General features: G+C 70.6%; 16 protein-coding genes and 3 tRNA genes. 10 read left to right on the top strand and 9 right to left on the bottom strand.

The genetic code is table 11. The annotated features are described in order from the left end of the window. Positions 1-99: 99 nt before the first annotated feature. Positions 100-172: transfer RNA gene (locus AB0C20_RS00635), tRNA-Arg, on the bottom strand. Positions 173-207: 35 nt separating this feature from the next. Then, a tRNA-Ser gene (locus AB0C20_RS00630) sits at positions 208-298 on the bottom strand. A 239-nt stretch (positions 299-537) separates the two neighbouring features. Between AB0C20_RS00630 and AB0C20_RS00625 the strand changes: the two genes are divergently transcribed. After that, entirely contained in the window at positions 538-1,641 is a 1,104-nt protein-coding gene (locus tag AB0C20_RS00625) for a hypothetical protein (protein ID WP_357178360.1), read from the top strand. A 4-nt stretch (positions 1,642-1,645) separates the two neighbouring features. Here the strand turns inward: AB0C20_RS00625 and AB0C20_RS00620 are convergent, their stop codons facing one another. Next, the gene (locus AB0C20_RS00620; RefSeq protein ID WP_357178363.1) at positions 1,646-2,416 is read right to left on the bottom strand and encodes a CPBP family intramembrane glutamic endopeptidase; all 771 of its coding nucleotides are present in this window, start codon (positions 2,414-2,416) and stop codon (positions 1,646-1,648) included. A gap of 144 nt (positions 2,417-2,560) precedes the next feature. Here AB0C20_RS00620 and AB0C20_RS00615 point away from each other — a divergent pair, with 144 nt between their 5' ends. After that, a complete protein-coding gene (locus AB0C20_RS00615) occupies positions 2,561-3,676 on the top strand; it encodes a globin domain-containing protein (protein WP_357566908.1) in 1,116 nt (371 codons plus the stop codon). A gap of 68 nt (positions 3,677-3,744) precedes the next feature. Here the strand turns inward: AB0C20_RS00615 and AB0C20_RS00610 are convergent, their stop codons facing one another. Then, the gene (locus AB0C20_RS00610; protein WP_357178369.1) at positions 3,745-5,274 is read right to left on the bottom strand and encodes a peptide deformylase; all 1,530 of its coding nucleotides are present in this window, start codon (positions 5,272-5,274) and stop codon (positions 3,745-3,747) included. A gap of 326 nt (positions 5,275-5,600) precedes the next feature. On the opposite strand from AB0C20_RS00610, the gene AB0C20_RS00605 reads away from it, so the two are divergent. Next, on the top strand, positions 5,601-6,377 hold the full coding sequence (locus tag AB0C20_RS00605; protein WP_357179459.1) for a hypothetical protein: 777 nt from the start codon (positions 5,601-5,603) through the stop codon (positions 6,375-6,377). A 39-nt stretch (positions 6,378-6,416) separates the two neighbouring features. Here the strand turns inward: AB0C20_RS00605 and AB0C20_RS00600 are convergent, their stop codons facing one another. Further along, complete coding sequence (locus AB0C20_RS00600) at positions 6,417-8,150, bottom strand: hypothetical protein (RefSeq protein WP_357179462.1); 1,734 nt, start codon at positions 8,148-8,150, stop codon at positions 6,417-6,419. Positions 8,151-8,464: 314 nt separating this feature from the next. Between AB0C20_RS00600 and AB0C20_RS00595 the strand changes: the two genes are divergently transcribed. After that, entirely contained in the window at positions 8,465-9,175 is a 711-nt protein-coding gene (locus AB0C20_RS00595) for a class I SAM-dependent methyltransferase (protein ID WP_357178372.1), read from the top strand. 100 nt (positions 9,176-9,275) lie between these two features. Here the strand turns inward: AB0C20_RS00595 and AB0C20_RS00590 are convergent, their stop codons facing one another. After that, positions 9,276-9,818: a YbhB/YbcL family Raf kinase inhibitor-like protein gene (locus AB0C20_RS00590; RefSeq protein ID WP_357178375.1), complete on the bottom strand. Its 543-nt coding sequence runs from the start codon at positions 9,816-9,818 to the stop codon at positions 9,276-9,278. 144 nt (positions 9,819-9,962) lie between these two features. On the opposite strand from AB0C20_RS00590, the gene AB0C20_RS00585 reads away from it, so the two are divergent. Further along, positions 9,963-10,118, top strand: coding sequence for a hypothetical protein (locus AB0C20_RS00585; protein WP_357178378.1), 156 nt, complete (start codon positions 9,963-9,965; stop codon positions 10,116-10,118). A gap of 51 nt (positions 10,119-10,169) precedes the next feature. Next, entirely contained in the window at positions 10,170-11,375 is a 1,206-nt protein-coding gene (locus AB0C20_RS00580; RefSeq protein WP_357566907.1) for a low temperature requirement protein A, read from the top strand. 34 nt (positions 11,376-11,409) lie between these two features. Here the strand turns inward: AB0C20_RS00580 and AB0C20_RS00575 are convergent. After that, positions 11,410-11,499 (bottom strand) — tRNA-Ser (locus tag AB0C20_RS00575). 161 nt (positions 11,500-11,660) lie between these two features. Here AB0C20_RS00575 and AB0C20_RS00570 point away from each other — a divergent pair. Beyond that, a complete protein-coding gene (locus AB0C20_RS00570) occupies positions 11,661-12,659 on the top strand; it encodes an NAD(P)H-quinone oxidoreductase (RefSeq protein ID WP_357566906.1) in 999 nt (332 codons plus the stop codon). Here the strand turns inward: AB0C20_RS00570 and soxR are convergent. Beyond that, positions 12,652-13,125, bottom strand: coding sequence for a redox-sensitive transcriptional activator SoxR (gene soxR / locus AB0C20_RS00565; RefSeq protein WP_357178388.1), 474 nt, complete (start codon positions 13,123-13,125; stop codon positions 12,652-12,654). The genes AB0C20_RS00570 and soxR overlap by 8 nt on opposite strands. A 47-nt stretch (positions 13,126-13,172) precedes the next feature. On the opposite strand from soxR, the gene AB0C20_RS00560 reads away from it, so the two are divergent. Beyond that, positions 13,173-13,868, top strand: coding sequence for a transketolase (locus tag AB0C20_RS00560; protein WP_357178391.1), 696 nt, complete (start codon positions 13,173-13,175; stop codon positions 13,866-13,868). Between the two features lie 5 nt (positions 13,869-13,873). Then, positions 13,874-14,767, top strand: a complete 894-nt coding sequence (locus tag AB0C20_RS00555) for a transketolase (protein ID WP_357566905.1) — start codon at positions 13,874-13,876, stop codon at positions 14,765-14,767. Here AB0C20_RS00555 and AB0C20_RS00550 read toward each other — a convergent pair. Then, entirely contained in the window at positions 14,753-15,460 is a 708-nt protein-coding gene (locus AB0C20_RS00550; RefSeq protein WP_030487790.1) for a glycosyltransferase family 2 protein, read from the bottom strand. The genes AB0C20_RS00555 and AB0C20_RS00550 overlap by 15 nt on opposite strands. 123 nt (positions 15,461-15,583) lie before the next feature. Here AB0C20_RS00550 and AB0C20_RS00545 point away from each other — a divergent pair, with 123 nt between their 5' ends. Then, the gene (locus tag AB0C20_RS00545; RefSeq protein WP_357566904.1) at positions 15,584-17,803 is read left to right on the top strand and encodes a glycosyltransferase family 39 protein; all 2,220 of its coding nucleotides are present in this window, start codon (positions 15,584-15,586) and stop codon (positions 17,801-17,803) included. The last annotated feature ends 146 nt before the right edge of the window (positions 17,804-17,949 follow it).

Genomic DNA, 17,949 nt, shown 5'->3' with positions numbered 1-17,949 from the left:
GCGTCAGCGGCCGGGTGTGCACCCATGGGTGCACGAAAAACGCCCCTCTGGTCGACTTCCGTCGATGGCCAAAGAGGCGTTGTCCCTGCTCAACTGCTGTGCGCCCGAAGGGACTCGAACCCCTAACCTTCTGATCCGTAGTCAGATGCTCTATCCATTGAGCTACGGGCGCTTGTGCTCAGCCAGTGTACACACCCGGCTTTCGCGCGGAGACTCCGGGATTCGAACCCGGGAGGGGCTTTAAGACCCCAACCGCATTAGCAGTGCGGCGCCATAGACCAGACTAGGCGAAGTCTCCCTGGTGATCCTCAGACCACCGCGCCCGAGAATACAGGTCGCCACCCACCGGGAGCAAAACGACTTCCGGGGTACGCCAGCCGAGGCCTGCCCGCCCCCGTGTTTCCACGCTGTGCGTCGGCGTGATCGGGACTACGCTCCATCGATATGCAGGAGCAGCCGCCCAGCGAGTCGACCCGTCGAGAGCCTGCTGAACGAGCGCCTCGGCGCTCCCCACGGGCCACCTTCAGGCCGCCGATCGTGGCCGAGGAGCCCACCGAGACGGTGGAGCCTGAGGCGTCGACGCCGCCGCCGGCGACCCCGGCGACCCAGCGTCCTCGACGGGCCAAGGCCGCCCCGGCGGTCCTCTTCCAACCACCGGAGCCGGATCGCCCCCTGCCTCGACAGGCAGCCGACACGCCCGCCGAGGTGACCCCGGCCACGCCGGCACCCCGCAAGCGCGCCGCAAAACCCACCAAGGCCGCGAGCACCACCGAAGCGCAGACCACCGGCGAAGCGCAGACCACCACCGGCGAAGCGAGCACCATCACGCCAACGGCCCCGGCCAAAGCCGCGAAGACCACCAAGCGAGCGGCCACCCCGCGAAAGAGCACCACGCCGACAAAGCCCGCCCCCGAACCCGTGGTCACGCAGCAGACGGCGCCCGCCGAGCCGCAGCTGGCACCGGCAACACCCGCCGTGCGGCAGGCTGAGCCGGCTCTGGGGCGTACCCCCGAATCGGAGCTGCGCGCGGTCGCCGCGCGCGTGCTCGACCACCCTGGCTTCGCACCGGAGCTGTTGGCTCTGGCCGCGGTGCGGACGTTCGGGCCCGGCGCGGCCGGGTGGGCCGCTGGGTTGCGCGACAGGTATCCGGACGCCTCGGCGGACGGCCTGGCGCGGTTGGCGACCCGGCGGTTCGTCCGCTCGGCGGGTGCGGGTGGGGCGACCGCCGCGCTGGCCGGCTTCTTCGCGCCGCTGGCCGAGTTGGCGGCGGTGCTGTGGACGCACTCGGAGCTGGTGCTGCACCTGGCCGCGGCGTACGGCAAGGATCCGACGCATCCCGACCGGGCCGCCGACCTGCTGGTGCTGACCCAGGTGCACCCGGATCGGGCGAGCGCGGCGGCGGCTCTGGCCGCCGCCGAGGCGGCGGGTGACCCGGTCGAGGGGGCGTGGCCGCGCACGGCGGAGGCGGCCTGGCGGTTGGCCGCGCCGCTCACGGCGCAGGCAGGCGGTTGGGTGGTGTTGCGGTTGGTGGCCCGGTTGCTGCCGGGCGCGGCGGTGCTCGCGGCGGCGTTGGGTGACTCGGCGGCGGCCGACCGGCTCGCGGCCCGAGCGGTGGCCGCCTACCGACCCGACCGGCGCTGACCGGTCAGAGCCAGTCGAACCACTCCCTGGGCAGCAGCGCGTAGCCGACGAAGGCGAACACGTCGAGCAGTGTGTGCGCGATGATCAGCGGCATCACCCGCCGGGTGCGCAGGTAGAAGACGCTGAACACGACGCCCATGATCGCGTTGCCGACGAACGCGCCGAAGCCCTGGTAGAGGTGGTACGAGCCGCGCAGCAGCGCGCTGGCCGCGATGATCGCGGCCAGCCGCCACTGGAGCTGACGCAGCCGGGTGACCAGGTAACCGACCACGATCACCTCTTCCAGCACGGCGTTCTGCACGGCGGCGAGGATCAGCACCGGAACCGTCCACCAGACGTCCGGCAGCGCGGCCGGCACCAGCGTGGCGTTGAGGCCCAGGTGGGCCGCCACCCAGAACAGCGCCAGCCCGGGTAGGCCGATCAGCGCCGCGAGGCCGGCGCCGCGCGCCACGTCCTGACCGGGCCGCCGGGCGTCCAGGCCGAGGGTCCGCGCCGGGTCGCCGGGGTCACGGCTGAGCAGGTGTACGGCGAGCAGCACCGGCAGCAGCGCGAACACGATGCCGAGTAGCTGGTACGTGAGGTCCAGCCAGGGGCGGGCCGACGCCGAGGTGTTCAGCGAGGCGGTCTGCTTGGAGAGCGGACCGTCGGCGGTCAACTTCGCGATGATCGAGACCACCGCGTAGATCGCGGACTGGCCGAGGGAGAGGCCGAGGACCAGCAGCGTCTCGGTGCCCAGCAGTCGGCGGGACACCGGGCGGGTCAGCTCAACGGTCACCGCACCACTCTGCCCGACGTACGGCACCCGTGACATGGCCGACCGGCCACCATGAGCCGATCGCACATTCTGTGCGACCAGTCGACACGCTCCGTGGAGATTCTATGAGCGCCCGATCCGTTGCCGTCTGGAGGAGGAGCGTCCATGGACAACCTCGCGCGGTTGCTGAAGGAGAGCTGGACCCTGGTTGAGGACGACCGGGTCCGGCTGACCGAGCACTTCTACGCCCGAGTGTTCCTGCTCGACCCCGCCCTGCGGCAACTCTTCCCGGTGCAGATGACCGGCCAGGGTGACCGCCTACTCGAAGCGATCATCACGGCGATCCACACTGTCGACGACCCGGAGAGCTTCGACGAGTTCCTCCGGGCGCTGGGCCGCGACCACCGCAAGTACCACGTCGACGAGCGGCACTACGCCACGATGGGCGTCGCACTGCTGGACGCGCTGCGCAGCACCGCCGGTGACGGCTGGAACCTGGAGTACGACCAGGCGTGGCGGGAGGCGTACGCCGCCATCGCCGCCCTGATGGTGGCCGGTGCCGCCTCCGACGACGACCCGCCGTTCTGGCACGCCGAGGTGCTGACCCACGAGCGGTACGGCCCGGACACCGCCGTGCTGACCTGCCGGGCGTTGCAGCATCCGCTGCGCTGGCAGGCGGGGCAGTACGTGAGCCTGGAGGCGCCGCGCCACCACCCCCGGGTGTGGCGCAACTACTCGGTGGCGAACGCCCCGAACGACGACAACGTGCTGGAGTTCCACGTGCGGTCTCCGGGGGCCGGCTGGGTGTCCGGCGCCCTGGTGCGGCGGGTGCGGCCGGGTGACCTGCTCCGCCTGGCGGCGCCGATGGGGTCGATGACCCTGGACCGCGCCTCGGAACGGGACATCCTCTGCGTGGCCGGCGGCGTCGGGCTGGCGCCGATCAAGGCGCTGGTGGAGGAGTTGGCAACCTTCAACCGGACCCGGTGGGTGCACGTCTTCTACGGCGCACGGCAGGCTGCCGACCTGTACGGCCTGGACGGGTTGCAGGAGTTGGTGGCCGTACACCCGTGGTTGTCGGTCACCGCGGCGTGCAGCGAGGATCCGGACTTCGACGGCGAGCAGGGCGAGATCCCGGAGGTGGTGGCCCGGTACGGCCCGTGGACCACGCACGACTGCTTCGTCTCCGGTGCCGCCCGGATGGTCCGGTCCACCCTGCGGGTGCTCGCCGCGGACAACGTGCCGCCGCCGCACATCCGCTACGACACCTTCGGTGACCTCTAGACGTTCCTCCCCCCACACCGGGGCGCGTGCCCCTGCCCCCTGGGGCACGCGCCCCGGTCCCTTCGTGGTCAGTACCGCCAGGGGTGCCCGGTCTCGCGGTACTCCTCCACCGGCACCAACGGCACGCCGGGTGCCATCCGGTCGACGTAGAGCCGGCCCTCCAGGTGGTCGATCTCGTGTGCGACCAGCCGGGCCATGCCGAATTCGAACGACGTGATGATCCGGCTGCCGTCCCACTGGGCGTGTTCCACGTCCAGGCGTAGCGGCCGGGGCACCAGACCTCGGTGGTCGAAGTAGGAGAGGCAGCCCTCGTACTGCTCGTCGGTCTCCGGGTCGGCGTCGACCACCCGTGGGTTGAGCAGCACTACCGGCTCCGCTGACCGGTCGGGGGGCCGCACCACGGCCGCCGCGCGGCCGATGCCGAACTGCGGGGCGGCAACGCCCACTCCCTTGCTGAACGGGTGCAGCTCGTCGAGCCGGGCCAGGGCCATGGTGAGCCGGTCGACAACGTCCCTGGCGGCGTGTTCCTCCCCGGGCAGGTCGAACGGGCGGGCCCGCTGGCGGAGCAGGTCGTCCCCGCGTTGCACGATGCCGAGGCCCCGCATCCGGTCGCTGGGTCGGACCCGGGCGCCGCCGGGGCCGACGTCCGGCTCGGTGTCCGGACGGGCACGGAACCGCCACTGCATCCGGTAGCGGGCGTTCAACGGGGGGTCGTCGGTCTGCCAGTCGTAGATCACCCGGTCGCCCTCGTCGTGACGCTGCGGGGCCGTCCGCAGCGGGCCCTCCTCGGCGCTGAGCGAGGTCTCCACGCCCCAGACCTGCGGGTCGAGTGCCGCGGGCAAATCCAGGCGTACGGCGAGCTGCCGGGTGGGCAGTCGGACGGCTCGCTGGAACCAGGGGCCCCACTTCTCGTGCCCGACGCTGTACGCGTACTCGATGGTGGCCCGGTCGCCCGGGTAGAGGGGGAATCGTCGCTCGCCGTTCTCGAAGAGCAGCCAGATCTCCTTGAACGCGTCCCGATCGTGCTTGGCTCGCCAGTGCATCGGCTCCGGGTCGCCGCCGCCGTCGTCTCGACGGGCCTGTATCTGCAGCTCGGCAAAGGTGAGGGGGTGCTCCCGGTGGTGCCGATTGGAACGGCCGGGGTCGTTCGGGTAGCGGTCGACGGCGACCCGGACCAGGTAGCGGGTGACCGGTTCGGTGCCGGCGTTGTACAGCTCACGGTGGATGACGCACCGGTAGCCGTCGTCGGCGTGGGTGAGGGTGGCCAGCTCCCGTTCCACGACCAAGCCGGTGCCGGGCGGCAGCCACTGGCCTGGCAGGTACTGCTCGCGGTGCGGTGGACCCGCCCGAGCGTGCCGTAGGTCGTCGTACTCCCGGAAGCGCTGCCAGATCGCGCCGCTCGCCTCCAGCACGGCCTCCGCGCGGCGGGCGAAGTCCTCGGTCGGGCGGTGACGGCGCCCCTCGACGTGGCTCACGTAGGACGGGTCGAACCCCATCAGGACGGCCAGTTGCTTCTTGGACAGCCCGCGCCCGGTCCGTTGCCGGGCGAGTTCGGCCGCGAAGGAGTCGGCAGCCCGTTCGAGGGGTGAGGTCGTCATGAGCTTCCTCGTGGCCGGGGCTATAAGTTTCACGTTCCGTGCGCGAGCACACACGCAAGTGGCATGTTTTCGACACACCGCTTGACAATTCACCGATGGCCATCGATCGTGCGGCGGCGTTTCCCAGCACTGACTCCGGGTAGTAGGCGAAGCACTACTCCCGTCATTCACGGGGTGACCTGGGCGTCCGGGATGTGACCAAGGTGAGGCTTCCCTTACGGCCAGGGCCTTGGTTAGGCTAGCCTTAGCTCAGGACGGCACTGGCTCGTCCGCCGGGGCGCACTCCTCGGTCACACAGACAGGGGACGACTCAGGTGACAGCGGTGATGCCACGCCGGGAGGCCGCCACCACGCCGCTCGCCCCCGTCACCGCGGCGCTCCGGGCCATGTTCGGCACCGACGACCTCCCCGGCCTCGCCCGGGGCCTGCTGGTCGACGACGAGCTCGGCTGGGCGCCCGCCACCACCCTGATCGACGGCACCCGACTGCCGGAGCTGCTGAACGGCGCCGCCGTCCGCTGGGGCGGCACCCCGCACGCCTGCGCTGCGCTGGCCTGGAAGTCCTACAGCTACTGGGCAGCGTTGCCGGTAGTGCTCGGCTGGGCCTCCGCCCGGCGGGTGCCACTGCTCGATCCGGCCGACCTGCTGATCCACTTCGAGGACCATCGCCAGCTGCTCACCATGGGCATGCGCCGGGGCACCACGGTGGCGGTGCTGCCGAACGATCCGCTGGCGCTGGTCGGCCTTCCGGAGGTGCGGGTCGTCGCCGACGAGGCGGAGCTGCTGGCCGCGCTGCGCGCGTCCCTGCTCGACGCCCACCTGGCGCCGCTCATCACAGCGATCCAGTCCGAGGTCCGGGTGGGCACCCGGACGCTACTCGGCTCGGTCGCCTCCGGCATCGCGCACGGCATCCTGCGGGCCGCTGACGCTCTGCCCGGCTCCACTGTGCAGAGCATCGACACAGTGCTCGGCGCACTCGACCTGGCCGACCTGATCGAGCTGGTGCCGGGGCCGACCGGTGAGCCGACAGTGCAGCGTCGCACCTGTTGCCTCGCCTTCACCCTGCCCCACCCGAAGGTCTGCCAGGGCTGCTGCGTCCGCTAGGCCGGGCTGCATCCGCCGAGCCGGGCTGGACCGCACTGCTCAATCGGTCAACGACCGGACGTCCCACACCCACACGCCGCCGGTGAAGACCGGCTGGATCCCGGTCAGCTCGGTCATCCCCCGGCGCAGCGCTGCCTCGTGCTCGTGCGGCCCGAGGATGACCACCCCGGCCCGCCAGTAGCGCAGGTCGTCGACCGCTCGGACCCGGCTCTGCGGCGTGATCGGCGGCACCGCCCCGGTGCGCCGGATGGTGGAGAAGAAGCTACTGGTGGGACGGGGAGTCGCACCGAACAACGCGACCTTCGGCGGATCGGCGTTCGGGCGGGTGTCCGGGCCGAGGAAGTAGCCACGGGCCAGCGGCATGTCCAGCCGGGTCGCCGCCGACCAGCGCAGCGGCTCGGCGTAGGTGGTGTCCGGCAACGGCAGGGTCACCACACTGCGCCCACCGGCCACGTACGGCCGCCACGCCCCACTGGTCACGAAGCTGGGGACCGGGTCGAGGTGGGCCACGGGCAGCGGGGTGGGGACGATCGGCAACAGGGCCATCGTGAGCACTGTGGCGGTGACGAAGCGGACCTGCCTCCGATCGGCCGGGTGCGCGTCGGCCAACTCGCGGGCACGTTCGGCGCCGTAGGCGAGCAGCAGCCCGATGATCGGGGTGATCGCCAACGCCCAGCGTGTCGGCACCACCGAGTGCAGGATGGGCAGGTTCTCCAGCGCCGCCCAGGGGCCCGGCACACCCGTACCCCGGTTGTCGAAGCGGACCTCCCGACCCAGCGAGAGCACAGCGAAGAGCAACCCGAGCGCGGCCAGCGCGAGCACCACGATCGAGCGGCGCAGCCACCAGACCACTGCGATCACCAGCACCACCAGCGCCCAACCGAAGAAGCTGTTCTCCTCGGTCGGGTTCTTGGCCAGGCCCGCGGCGGTGCGCGCGCTGCCGGCCAGCGATTCCCGGGAGTACGCGACGAACGAGGCCACGTCGCTGGAGTAGCCGCGGATCAGACGGGACAACCCGGAGTACGCGTCAGGTCCGAAGAACTGGACGTACAGGGGGTACGCGAGCAGGAGCCCGGCGACCCCCGCGGCGACGGCCAGCCCGGCGAGGAAGGATCGGGCCCGCGACCGTAGATCCGGGCGGCCGAGAGCGAGCACGCCGACGATCACGCCGAGCCCGATCGCGGTCATCAGCAGGATCTCCAGGTTGAGGAACGCCTGCCAGACGATGACCAGCGCGAGGAGGACCCCGTTGCGCAGCCAGCGGCCCGGTTCGCCGAGTCGTAGCGTGCGCCAAATGATCAGCGGGACGACGAACTGCGACACGATGTTCGGATGCCCATTGGCGTGCGACACCATGGCCGGCGCGAACGCGCAGAAGCCGGCGCCCAGCCACGCCGGCCCCCGGCTGCCGATCAGGACCCGGGAGAGCAGGAAATACCAGGCCGTGGCGGTGGCAATCATGCCGGCGGTGAGAAAGATCAGAAATGACGCTCGCGGCCCGAACAGCAGGGTGATCGGCGTCATTGGCAATGAAATGGATAATACGGACGTATTGGCCATCAGATTGACGCCGTCGGGGACGTTCATCTGATTGGAATGGAACGGATACGCAAAGTGCGTGACTACTCGCGCACCGTGGGCCATCATCCATTCAAACTGCGACTGATCGGACTGGTTGTCCCGCACATCGCTGCCGGGGTCCAGCCAGAGTCGACAGGTGACCCAGAAGCCGAGCACCACGAAGCTCAGCACGGCGGCCAGATCGGCCCACATCCCCCTGCGGGAAGGCCGAACTGCACCGGAAGCCCCCTCCGCCGACGGCGCGGCGGCCGGGCCGCCGCTGCCGCTGGGCACGTCCGGTTCAGGAGTAGTCATGACAATTCATAGGGTAGTCAGCGTATGGCACCGCCGTGACATGTTTCGGGGTACTGCCGTACTATGTGCCGGGTTCGCCGACCGCCGATCACGAACCCACCCCCCGACCACAATTCGGCCACCCCGATGCCCCGATTCTTTCGCCGTCCCAGCGGATGATTCACTCTGTCGGTCCAGGCACGGGTCGAGTTCATATCGTGAGGAATCGACGCATGGCAGAAATCACTGGGGATCAGCGCGTGCAGTCCGAGGTGCTGGAAGGCCTGGCAACCGCTGTCAACCACCGTCGCTGGTTCATCGAACTGGCCGTGCCGTATCTCGGCGACGACCCGATCGAGATCGGCAGCGGTCTCGGTGATTACGCGCTGGAATGGTCCGAGCGGCTGCCGCGGTTCACCGCCACCGAGGCCGACCCGGACCGGCTGGTGCAGCTCAAGGAGCGCCTCGCCGACCGCCCGAACGTCGTTGTCCGGCAGATGCTGCTGCCGCACAACGACCGGGGCGACTACAGCGCCGCCGTCTCGTACAACGTTCTGGAGCACATCGAGGACCACGTGGGCGCGCTACAGAGCATGCGCGACCTGGTCCGACCCGGCGGCGCCGTGATCATCATCGTGCCCGCGTTCCAGTTCGCGATGGGTCCTGCCGATATCGCCACCGGGCACGTCCGCCGCTACACGAAGAAGACGCTCGGGGCGGCGATGACCGACGCCGGTCTGACGATCGAGAAGATGCACTACGCCAACGCGCTCGGGCTGATCGGCTACTTCATGGCCACCAAGGTCTTCCGGCTGATGCCGAAGGAGGGCCCGATGGTCAAGGTGTACGACACCCTCGTCCTGCCCGCCACCAAGGCCGCCGAGCAGCTCGTCCTCCCGCCCTTCGGCCAGTCCGTCTTCGCCGTAGCCCGCGTTCCAGCCTGACCCCCGGCCCCGGCGATCTTGCACTTTCTGTCGTCCTTATGCCCTTTATGTCAAGGATGTCGGGACAGAAAGTGCAAGATCGCGGGAGCTGGGGGCGGGGTCAGTCCTTGATTTGGTACGTGGGGCGGATTACCGCTCGGGCCAGGGTGTGGAACGTCAGGTTGAAGCCGACGTAGGCGGGGGTGGCGTCCGGGGTCAGGTCCAGGCGGTCGACGTCCAGGGCGTGCACCGCGAAGACGTACCGGTGCGGGCGGTCGCCGGCCGGCGGAGCCGCTCCGCCGTAGCCCTGCTCGCCGTAGTCGTTGCGGACCGAGAACGCCCCGCCGAGGTCGGTGCCCGCCGCGCCACCAGCCCCGCTTGGCAACTGGGTGACGTTGACCGGCACGTTCACCAGCACCCAGTGCCAGAAACCGCTGCCCGTCGGCGCGTCCGGGTCGTAGCAGGTCACAGTGAAGCTCTTCGTCTCGGCGGGGAAATCCGACCAGGTCAGCTGCGGCGAGACGTTGTCACCCCCGGTGCTGCCATGCGCGTGCCGGGCGTCCATCGGCTCGCCGTTCTGCACGTCGTCGCTCGTCAGCGTGAACGAGGGCAGCGTCGGCAGCAGCTCGTACGGGTCCGGGGCGATCGGTCGTTCCAGGGTCATGGGGACGCGTCCTTCCGATGTGCGGAGATACCAGCCCCTTCTTACCCCGCCACAGCCCTCCCAACGACCGGAAGGCACGCGCTGACCGACTGTGGTTTCGCGGAGCTACGTTTGAGGTCGGGCAACGTTCCGCAGGGGGACATCGTGGCCGGCATCTGGCGGGACTTCGTGGTAGCCGTTGTCACCGCGTTCCGCCGCCGGGACGAACGAGCCATCGCCGACGAACGCCGACGCGCTGTCGAGCGACTGGCCGAGGAGACGATCCGCCAGCAGCGCCGGGCCACCGACCCGCCGGAGTGACCGGGACACGGCGCGCCGGACCGCTTCGGGGCGAGCAGCCAAGATGTGCTGATGGGGCGGATTGTCGGGGCACGACCGATGGTGACCCCGGAGACACACCGACCCATTCTGTTCGAGATCTTCTTTGACCTGGTCTTCGTCTTCGGCCTGATCCGGGTCACCACGTTCATGAGCCAGCGACCCGCGCCGGTGACCTTGATGCAGGGATTCCTCGTACTCCTGCTGCTCTGGATCTCCTGGCTGGTCTACTCCTGGCTGGGCAACCACGTCCGGATCGACGTCGGGTTGATCCGTGCCGGCGTCACCGTCGCGATGGCGGCCGTCTTCCTCATCGCTCTCGTCATCCCCGACGCCTGGAGGACCGGACCGGGTACGACGGGGTCCCGGCTGATCCTGGTACTGGCCTACATCGCACTTCGAGTTATCGATCTGGTTCTCTTCCGCTGGGTGTCGGCGGGAAACCGGCAGCTGCGCAGGACCATTCGCCTCTACGCCCTCTCCACCACGTTGTCCTGGATTCCACTCGTCCTCGGCGCCGTGTTCGGCGGCACCGCACAGATCCTGCTCTGGGCGCTGGCCCTCACCATCGACATGGGCGGCGGGGTGGTCTCCTCGATGCTGAGTGGGTGGCCCGTACGCAGCCCCGGCCACTTCGCCGAGCGGCACAGCCTCGTGGTGATCATTGCGCTCGGAGAATCCCTGATCTCGGTTGCCGCCGGCGTCGGGATTCAGCGGATCCGTGGACCGATCCTGCTGGCCGCGCTCCTCACCCTGGCCGTCACTGTGTGCCTGTACTGGCTCTACTCAGCGAGCGCGGCAACCTCCAGGCACGCGCTGACGACGGAGTCCGGGCTGCGGCGGGCCCACGTGGGTGCCAACGCCTACAGCGTCGCCCACTTCCCGGTACTCGCCGGGACCATCTACGTGGCACTGGGAGTCGAGCAGGTGCTTGCCGGCCTGGCACATGAGGAGTCCCACGGCATCTCGGACTGGATGCCTGCCGTCGCGTTGTTCGGGGGGACCGCCCTGTTCCTCGCTGGCCGGGCGACGTTCCTCAGTCTCAGCGTCCGGTGCGTACGACCGGGGCAGTTCGTCGCTCCCGTCGTGGCGCTGCTGTTGCTCCCCGCCGGCCGGCACCTGCCGGGTCTGGCCGCGCTCGGCCTGCTCACCGCGTTCCTCGCCGTCCTGCTCAGCTACGAGGCGTGGACCAGGCGATCGACTCGGTTCAATGATGTCGGGGTGTCCCCGGAGTCCTGACACCCCGACTTCCGGGAAGTCGAGTGGATCAAGGTGGCGGAGGGTGTGGGATTCGAACCCACGAAGACATCGCTGCCTTACCGGTTTTCAAGACCAGCGCCATCGGCCACTAGGCGAACCCTCCTGGACCGCCACCCGTGGGCGTACGGCCACGCATAGTCTGCCACGGCTCGCTCCGGTCGGCCCGGCGTCCCTCCCCGGTGCGCCAGCCAGGCGGTCTGCCGTGTCCACAGTGGGCTGGACGGTGCGCCTGCGACACCCGGGAAGATCGGGAAGACTGGGCCCATGCGAGCCATCACGATTCCGCAGCCCGGTGGACCCGACGCGTTGGTCTGGGCCGAGGTGCCCGATCCGGAGCCGGGCCCGGACGAGGTGATCGTGGATGTGCGGGCCAGCGGCGTCAACCGCGCTGACCTGCTGCAACGGCAGGGGCACTATCCGCCGCCGCCGGGCGCGCCCGCGTACCCCGGGTTGGAATGTTCTGGGGTGATCACGGAGGTTGGCGCGGAGGTCGCCGGGTGGGCGGTCGGGCAGCAGGTCTGCGCGCTGCTGGCCGGCGGCGGGTACGCGGAGCGGGTGGCGGTCCCCGCCGGGCAGTTGCTGCCGGTGCCGGCCTGCGACCCGGTCGACGCGGCGGCGCTGCCCGAGGTGGCCTGCACGGTCTGGTCCAACCTGGTCCAGGTGGCGCGGCTCGGCGCGGGCGACACGCTGCTGGTGCACGGCGGCGGCAGCGGGATCGGCACCTTCGCCATCCAGTTCGGGGCGGCCCTCGGCGTGACAGTGCTCACCACGGCGCGGGAGGCCAAGCACGACCGGCTGCGTGAGCTGGGCGCGGCGCACATCATCGACTACCGGGAGCAGGACTTCGTCGAGGAGGTCCGCCGGGTCACCGACGGACGCGGCGTGGACGTCATCCTCGACATCATGGGTGGGTCCTACCTGGGGCGGAACGTCTCCGCGCTGGCCACCGGCGGTCGGCTCGTGGTCATCGGGATGCAGGGCGGGCGCAAGGCCGAATTGGATCTTGGCGCGCTGGTGAGTAAGCGGGCCAGCGTCACAGCGACGTCGCTACGGTCCCGTCCGCTCGCCGAGAAGGCGGAGATCGTCCAGGGCGTACGGGACGAGGTGTGGCCGTTGGTCGAGGCGGGTCGGATCCGGCCGATCGTGGACCGGCGGCTGCCGATGACCGAGGCGGCGCAGGCCCACCGGCTCGTCGAGTCGAACGACCACTTCGGCAAGGTGCTGCTCACCCGCCCGCCGGAGGGACGGTCGGCCGTCAGTTGAGCGAGCCTGCCAGCGTCGGGTCGTCGGTCGGTCGGGGCAGCACCAGCCGGGCGCCCGGGCCCTCGCCGGCCAGGGTGTCCCCCGGGTTGTTGAGCATGCAGCGCTGCAGGGACAGGCAGCCGCAGCCGATGCAGCCGTCCAGATCGTCGCGGAGCTTGGTGAGCAGTCGGATGCGCTCGTCCAGCCGGCTGCGCCAGCTCGCCGACAGCCGCGCCCAGTCCTGTGGGCTCGGGGTGCGGGCCTCGGGGAGCGAGTCGAGTGCCTCCCGGATCTCGTCGAGCGAGACGCCGACCTGCTGGGAGATCCGGATGAAGGCGACCCGCCGCAGCTCGGCGCGGGCGTACCGGCGCTGGTTGCCGCCGGTGCGGTCGGCGCGGATCAGCCCGAGTCGCTCGTAGTAGCGCAGCGCCGACGGTGCCACCCCGGAGCGGGCGGACAGCTCACCGATGGTCAATAGATCCGGCATCACCAGGTCCTTGAGTTGAAGTCCACTTCAACTCACACAGTAGTGGCATGACCACGACACTGACCACCGACAGCAGCGCCCGACTGCCCGGGCTGATCCGGCGACTGACCGGCGACGAGAAACACGCGCCGAGCGCGCACTCCACCGTCGACGTGCTCCAGGTGCTCTATGACCGGGTGCTGCGGGTCACCCCCGACACCGCCGACGACCCGGAGCGGGACCGGTTCCTGCTCTCCAAGGGCCACGGACCGGCCGCCTACTACGCGGTGCTCGCCGCGCACGGCTTCATCCCGGACGCCTGGCTCGACGACCTGGCCGGACCGGAGAGCCGGCTCGGCCACCACCCGGACCGACGCCTGGTGCCCGGGGTCGAGATCGGCTCCGGCTCCCTCGGGCACGGGCTCGGGCTGGCCGTCGGCACAGCGCTCGGCCTGCGCGCCCAGGGGCTGCACAACCCCCGGGTGTACGTGCTGCTCGGCGACGCCGAACTGGACGAGGGATCCAACCACGAGGCGATCGCGTACGCGGGGGCGACCGGCCTGGACAGCCTCACCGCTGTCGTTGTCGACAACTCGTCGGCCAGCCACGGGTGGGCTGGTGGCATCGCCAGCCGGTTCACAGTCAACGGGTGGACCGCCGACACCGTCGACGGCCGCAACCACGAAGCCCTGTACGCGGCGCTGACCGGACACCGACCACGACACCCCCACCTGGTGGTCGCCCGCATCGAGAGCAAGGGATGACCGACATGCGTACCGCCTTCATCGACACCACCACAGCGCTCCTCGACGAGGATCCGCGTACCGCACTGGTGCTGGCCGACATCTCGGCGAGCCAGTTCGCCTCAGCCGGCAATCGCCACCCGGACCGGGTGCTCAACGTGGGGATCCGGGAGCAACTGATGATCGGTGTGGCCGGCGGGCTCGCGCTGACCGGGCTGCGTCCGATCGCGCACTCGTACGCGACGTTCCTGGTGGACCGGGCATACGAGCAGATCAAGTTGGATCTGGACCACCAGGGCGTGGGTGCCGTCCTGGTCAGCATCGGTGCGTCGTACGACGGGTCGGCTGAGGGCCGCACCCACCAGTCACCCGGGGATGTGGCGCTCTTCGACTCGCTCGGTGACGGCTGGACGGTCCGGGTCCCCGGCCACCCGGACGAGGTGGCGCCGCTGCTGCGCAACGCCGTGACCAACGACGATCCGATCTACCTGCGGCTCTCCGAGCAGCGCAACGCCGAGGCGTACCCGGACGCCACGGGGCTACTGGTGCTCCGGCGGGGCGTGACGGACGCGCCGCTCGTGGTGGCGGTCGGACCGATGCTCGACCCCACACTGGCGGCGACCGAGGGAATGGACGTGACAGTGGCGTACACCCACACGCCCCGGCCGCTCGACACGCCCGGGTTGCGGGCGCTCGCCAACACCGACGTGGTGCTGGTCGAGCCGTATCTGGCGGGAACGTCGAGCGCGCTCGTCAGCCGGGCCCTGGCGGACGTACCGCACCGGCTGCTCGCCCTCGGGGTGCGTCAGACCGACCTGCGACGGTACGGCGATCCGGCCGACCACGCCCGGTGGCATGGTCTTGACGCCGACGGCCTGCGGCGGTCGATCAGCGCGTTCCTGGGGTCAGTTGGCGGCTGAGACGGCGGGGCGGCGGCGAGCGCGCTCGCGCCCGAGGATCCAGATCGCCTCGACGCCGTCCTTCCAGGTGATCTTCTTGCCCTCTTCGCGGCCGCGCGCCCGGTAGCTGATCGGCACCTCGTACGGCCGGATCCGGCGACGCAGCAGCTTGCCGGTCACCTCGGCCTCCATGCCGAAGCCGCGCGAGCGCACCTCAAGCGACCGGTAGAGCGCCACCGGCATCAGCTTGAAGCAGGTCTCGAGGTCGCCGATGTAGGAGTTGAACAGCACGTTGGCCGCCATCGTGACGCCCTTGTTGCCCATCACGTACCAGAAGCTGTAGGCGCTGTGGCTGCCGAAGGTGCGATTGCCGTAGACAACCGTGGCCCGACCGTCGAGCACCGGGTCGAGCAGCTTGGGGATGTCCTGCGGGTCGTACTCCAGGTCGGCGTCGAGGATGACCATGTAGTCGCCCTCGGCGCTGTCGACAGCCGTCTTGATGGCGGCACCCTTGCCGGCGTTGCGCTGGTGGGTGATGACCCGCAGGCGTGCGTCGTCGGCGCGACCGAGGACCTCGCCCGTGCCGTCGCGGCTGCCGTCGTCGACGACTACCAATTCGATCTCACAGGGATAGTCCACCGCCAATGCCTGCTTGAGGGCATCCGCGATGCGTTCTTCCTCGTTGTAGACCGGCATGAGGATCGAGAGCTTCACGGGGATCTCCACGGTGGCGGCAACACGTCGGCCATAGCCTAGCCTGGTTGGTTTGTTTACCGCGTACCGCTACCGCTGGGCAGCCGGCGCGGCGGCCTCAGATCAATGGTGTTTACTTCCGCCATGTCGGCTGCCGGCCCCCTGCTCGCGGTGGTTCCCGCCGCCGCGGTGCTCCTGCTCATCGTCGCGACGATGCCACGTGAGGCTGGCGCGGTGGCACCGCTGCGGCTCGCCGTGGTGCGCGCCGCCCTGCTCAGCGGGGCGTACGCGGTGCTCGTCGTCGAGGTCCTCGGCGCGTCGCACGCGCTGACCCGAGGCGCGTTCACAGTCGCCTGGCTGCTCTTCCTGGTCGCGGCCGCGACGGCCGCCGGTCTGCGCTGGCGACGGGCGACCCGCCTCGGGCAGCCGCCCGCTGCCACACCGGTGCCGGTCAGCGCTGCGCCGGCAGTCAGCACCGCACCGCGGCCGGTACCGGTCGGCGCTGTGGTGTCCGGGGGCGGACCCGACGTGTCCGCCCCGGCCGTCGAGAGCGGTGAGCCCGTCCTCGCGCCGACCCGGGCTGGTCGGGGGTTCGCTGACCTTCGTGCCGTGGCGGTCGACGCCTGGCGTACGGCCCGACCGGGTGAGCGACTCCTCGCCGCCACTGTCGGCGGGCTGGTCCTGGTGGAGCTGCTGGTCGCGCTGCTGGCCGAGCCGAACAACTTCGACTCGCAGACGTACCACCTGCCGAAGGTGGAGCACTGGGTGGCCCAGGGTGACCTGGACTTCTGGCCCACCGCCATCCACCGGCAGGTGACCATCCCGCCCGGAGCCGAGTACCTGCTGCTGCACCTTCGCCTGCTCACCGGTGGGGACCACCTGCACAACCTGGTGCAGTGGGCTGCCGGAGTGGTCTGCCTCCTGGTGGCCGCACGGATCACCGCACAGCTCGGTGGCGGCCGGCGGGCCCAGTTGCTCACCGCGTTCGTGCTGGCGACCACGCCGATGGTGGTGCTCCAGGCGACCAGCACGCAGACCGACCTGATCTGCGCGGCCTGGGTGGCCTGCGCGGCGACACTGGTGCTGGACGGGGTGAGTCGACGGACCGGCTGGGGCACGCTGCTCGGGCTGGGGGCGGCCACCGGGCTGACCGCTGTGACCAAGACCAGCGGCCTGATCGCTGTCGGCCCGCTGCTGGTGCTCTGGGGACTGGCCCAGTTGAGGCTGACTCGGAACGATCGATCGGCACCGGCGGGCCCGGCGAGACCCGGTGGGGGTCGGCGGTCCTGGCCGGTCGGAGGGCTGGCCCGCACCGTCGGTGGTTCGGTGCTGATCCTGGTGGTCGCGGCCGTGGTGGTCGGCCCGTTCCTGGCCCGGGTGACAGCCGAGTTCGGGCATCCGCTGGGGCCGCCCCGGCTGCGCGAGTCCATCCCGATGGAGCGGCACGACCCGGCGTCGATAGTGGTCAACGCGCTGCGGATCGGGCACACCGCGTTCGACACGCCGCTGGCGCCGCTGCGTCGGGCCGGGGCCGAGGTGATCATCAGCGGCGCCGAGGCGATCGGGGTCGACCCGCAGGACCGCGCGATCACCTTCGGGCGGGAACTGTTCCCGGAGCCCGCCTGGTATCCGGATGAGGACCGGGTGGCGTTTCCACTGGCCGGAGCGTTGGCGGCGATCGGTGCGGTGATCGCGCTCGCCCGGCCACGGCGGGTCGCTCCCGAGCGGGCCGGGTCGCTGCGGGCGTACGCCGCTGTGGTGCTGACCGCCGTGCTGCTGCACACCGCGATGATCAAGTGGCAGCCGTGGGGCAACCGGCTGCTGCTCTACGCCGTGGTGCTCGCCGTGCCCCTCGCCGGCCTCTGGCTGGACGCACTCCTGCATAACCGTGCGGGTGGGCGTCGAATGGTTGCCACAGTGGCCGCCGTCACCGTGCTGGCCACCTCGGCGCTGGCCGGGGTGCTCGCACTGTCATACGGCTTCCCGCGCAGGCTGGTCGGCGCCGGCTCGGTCTTCACCACCTCGGACTGGGACACCCGGTTCCTGCGCCGCCCCCAGTGGGCCGACGAGTTCCGCTGGGCGGCGACAGCGGTCCAGGACAGCGGTGCGCGACGGATCGGGCTGGTGCAGCAGAACGACAACTGGGAGTACCCGTGGTGGCTGCTGCTGCGGCAGCCCGACGGCGGCTCACCGGACCTGGTGGCGTTGCAGTCGGTGTTGCCCGAACGACCACCGGCCGACCCCTCCTCGGTCGACGCGATCGTCTGCACCGGCAACGAGGCGGCCTGCGCCAAACTCGTCCCGGCCGGCTGGCGGCTGGAGTTCCGCGGCTACGTCGGCTACGCCCTGCCGCCCGGCCGCTGAATCAGAAGCCCGCCGCACCGCCGCCCGGCCCGCTGAACCAGATGCCCGCCGCACCGCCGCCCGGCCCGCTGAACCAGGAGCCGGCCCATCGCCGTCGTGGCGCTGGCGCGGGGGCCCGGATAGTCCGATCCGGGCGGTTCTGCATC

It is taken from the genome of Micromonospora sp. NPDC048843, from assembly GCF_040649965.1.
Taxonomy (GTDB): Bacteria; Actinomycetota; Actinomycetes; order Mycobacteriales; family Micromonosporaceae; genus Micromonospora; species Micromonospora hortensis.
This window is presented reverse-complemented; position numbering and strand designations above follow the sequence as displayed.

What these genes read in the sequence shown, in the direction of transcription:
- AB0C20_RS00570 (WP_357566906.1), top strand. Translation starts at nt 11,661, where the DNA reads ATGCGAGCCATCACGATTCCGCAGCCCGGTGGACCCGACGCGTTGGTC.
- AB0C20_RS00595 (WP_357178372.1), top strand. Translation starts at nt 8,465, where the DNA reads ATGGCAGAAATCACTGGGGATCAGCGCGTGCAGTCCGAGGTGCTGGAA.
- AB0C20_RS00605 (WP_357179459.1), top strand. Translation starts at nt 5,601, where the DNA reads ATGCCACGCCGGGAGGCCGCCACCACGCCGCTCGCCCCCGTCACCGCG.
- AB0C20_RS00580 (WP_357566907.1), top strand. Translation starts at nt 10,170, where the DNA reads ATGGGGCGGATTGTCGGGGCACGACCGATGGTGACCCCGGAGACACAC.
- AB0C20_RS00545 (WP_357566904.1), top strand. Translation starts at nt 15,584, where the DNA reads ATGTCGGCTGCCGGCCCCCTGCTCGCGGTGGTTCCCGCCGCCGCGGTG.
- AB0C20_RS00600 (WP_357179462.1), bottom strand. Translation starts at nt 8,150, where the DNA reads ATGTGGGCCGATCTGGCCGCCGTGCTGAGCTTCGTGGTGCTCGGCTTC.
- AB0C20_RS00610 (WP_357178369.1), bottom strand. Translation starts at nt 5,274, where the DNA reads ATGACGACCTCACCCCTCGAACGGGCTGCCGACTCCTTCGCGGCCGAA.
- AB0C20_RS00560 (WP_357178391.1), top strand. Translation starts at nt 13,173, where the DNA reads ATGACCACGACACTGACCACCGACAGCAGCGCCCGACTGCCCGGGCTG.
- AB0C20_RS00615 (WP_357566908.1), top strand. Translation starts at nt 2,561, where the DNA reads ATGGACAACCTCGCGCGGTTGCTGAAGGAGAGCTGGACCCTGGTTGAG.
- soxR (WP_357178388.1), bottom strand. Translation starts at nt 13,125, where the DNA reads ATGCCGGATCTATTGACCATCGGTGAGCTGTCCGCCCGCTCCGGGGTG.
- AB0C20_RS00555 (WP_357566905.1), top strand. Translation starts at nt 13,874, where the DNA reads ATGCGTACCGCCTTCATCGACACCACCACAGCGCTCCTCGACGAGGAT.
- AB0C20_RS00590 (WP_357178375.1), bottom strand. Translation starts at nt 9,818, where the DNA reads ATGACCCTGGAACGACCGATCGCCCCGGACCCGTACGAGCTGCTGCCG.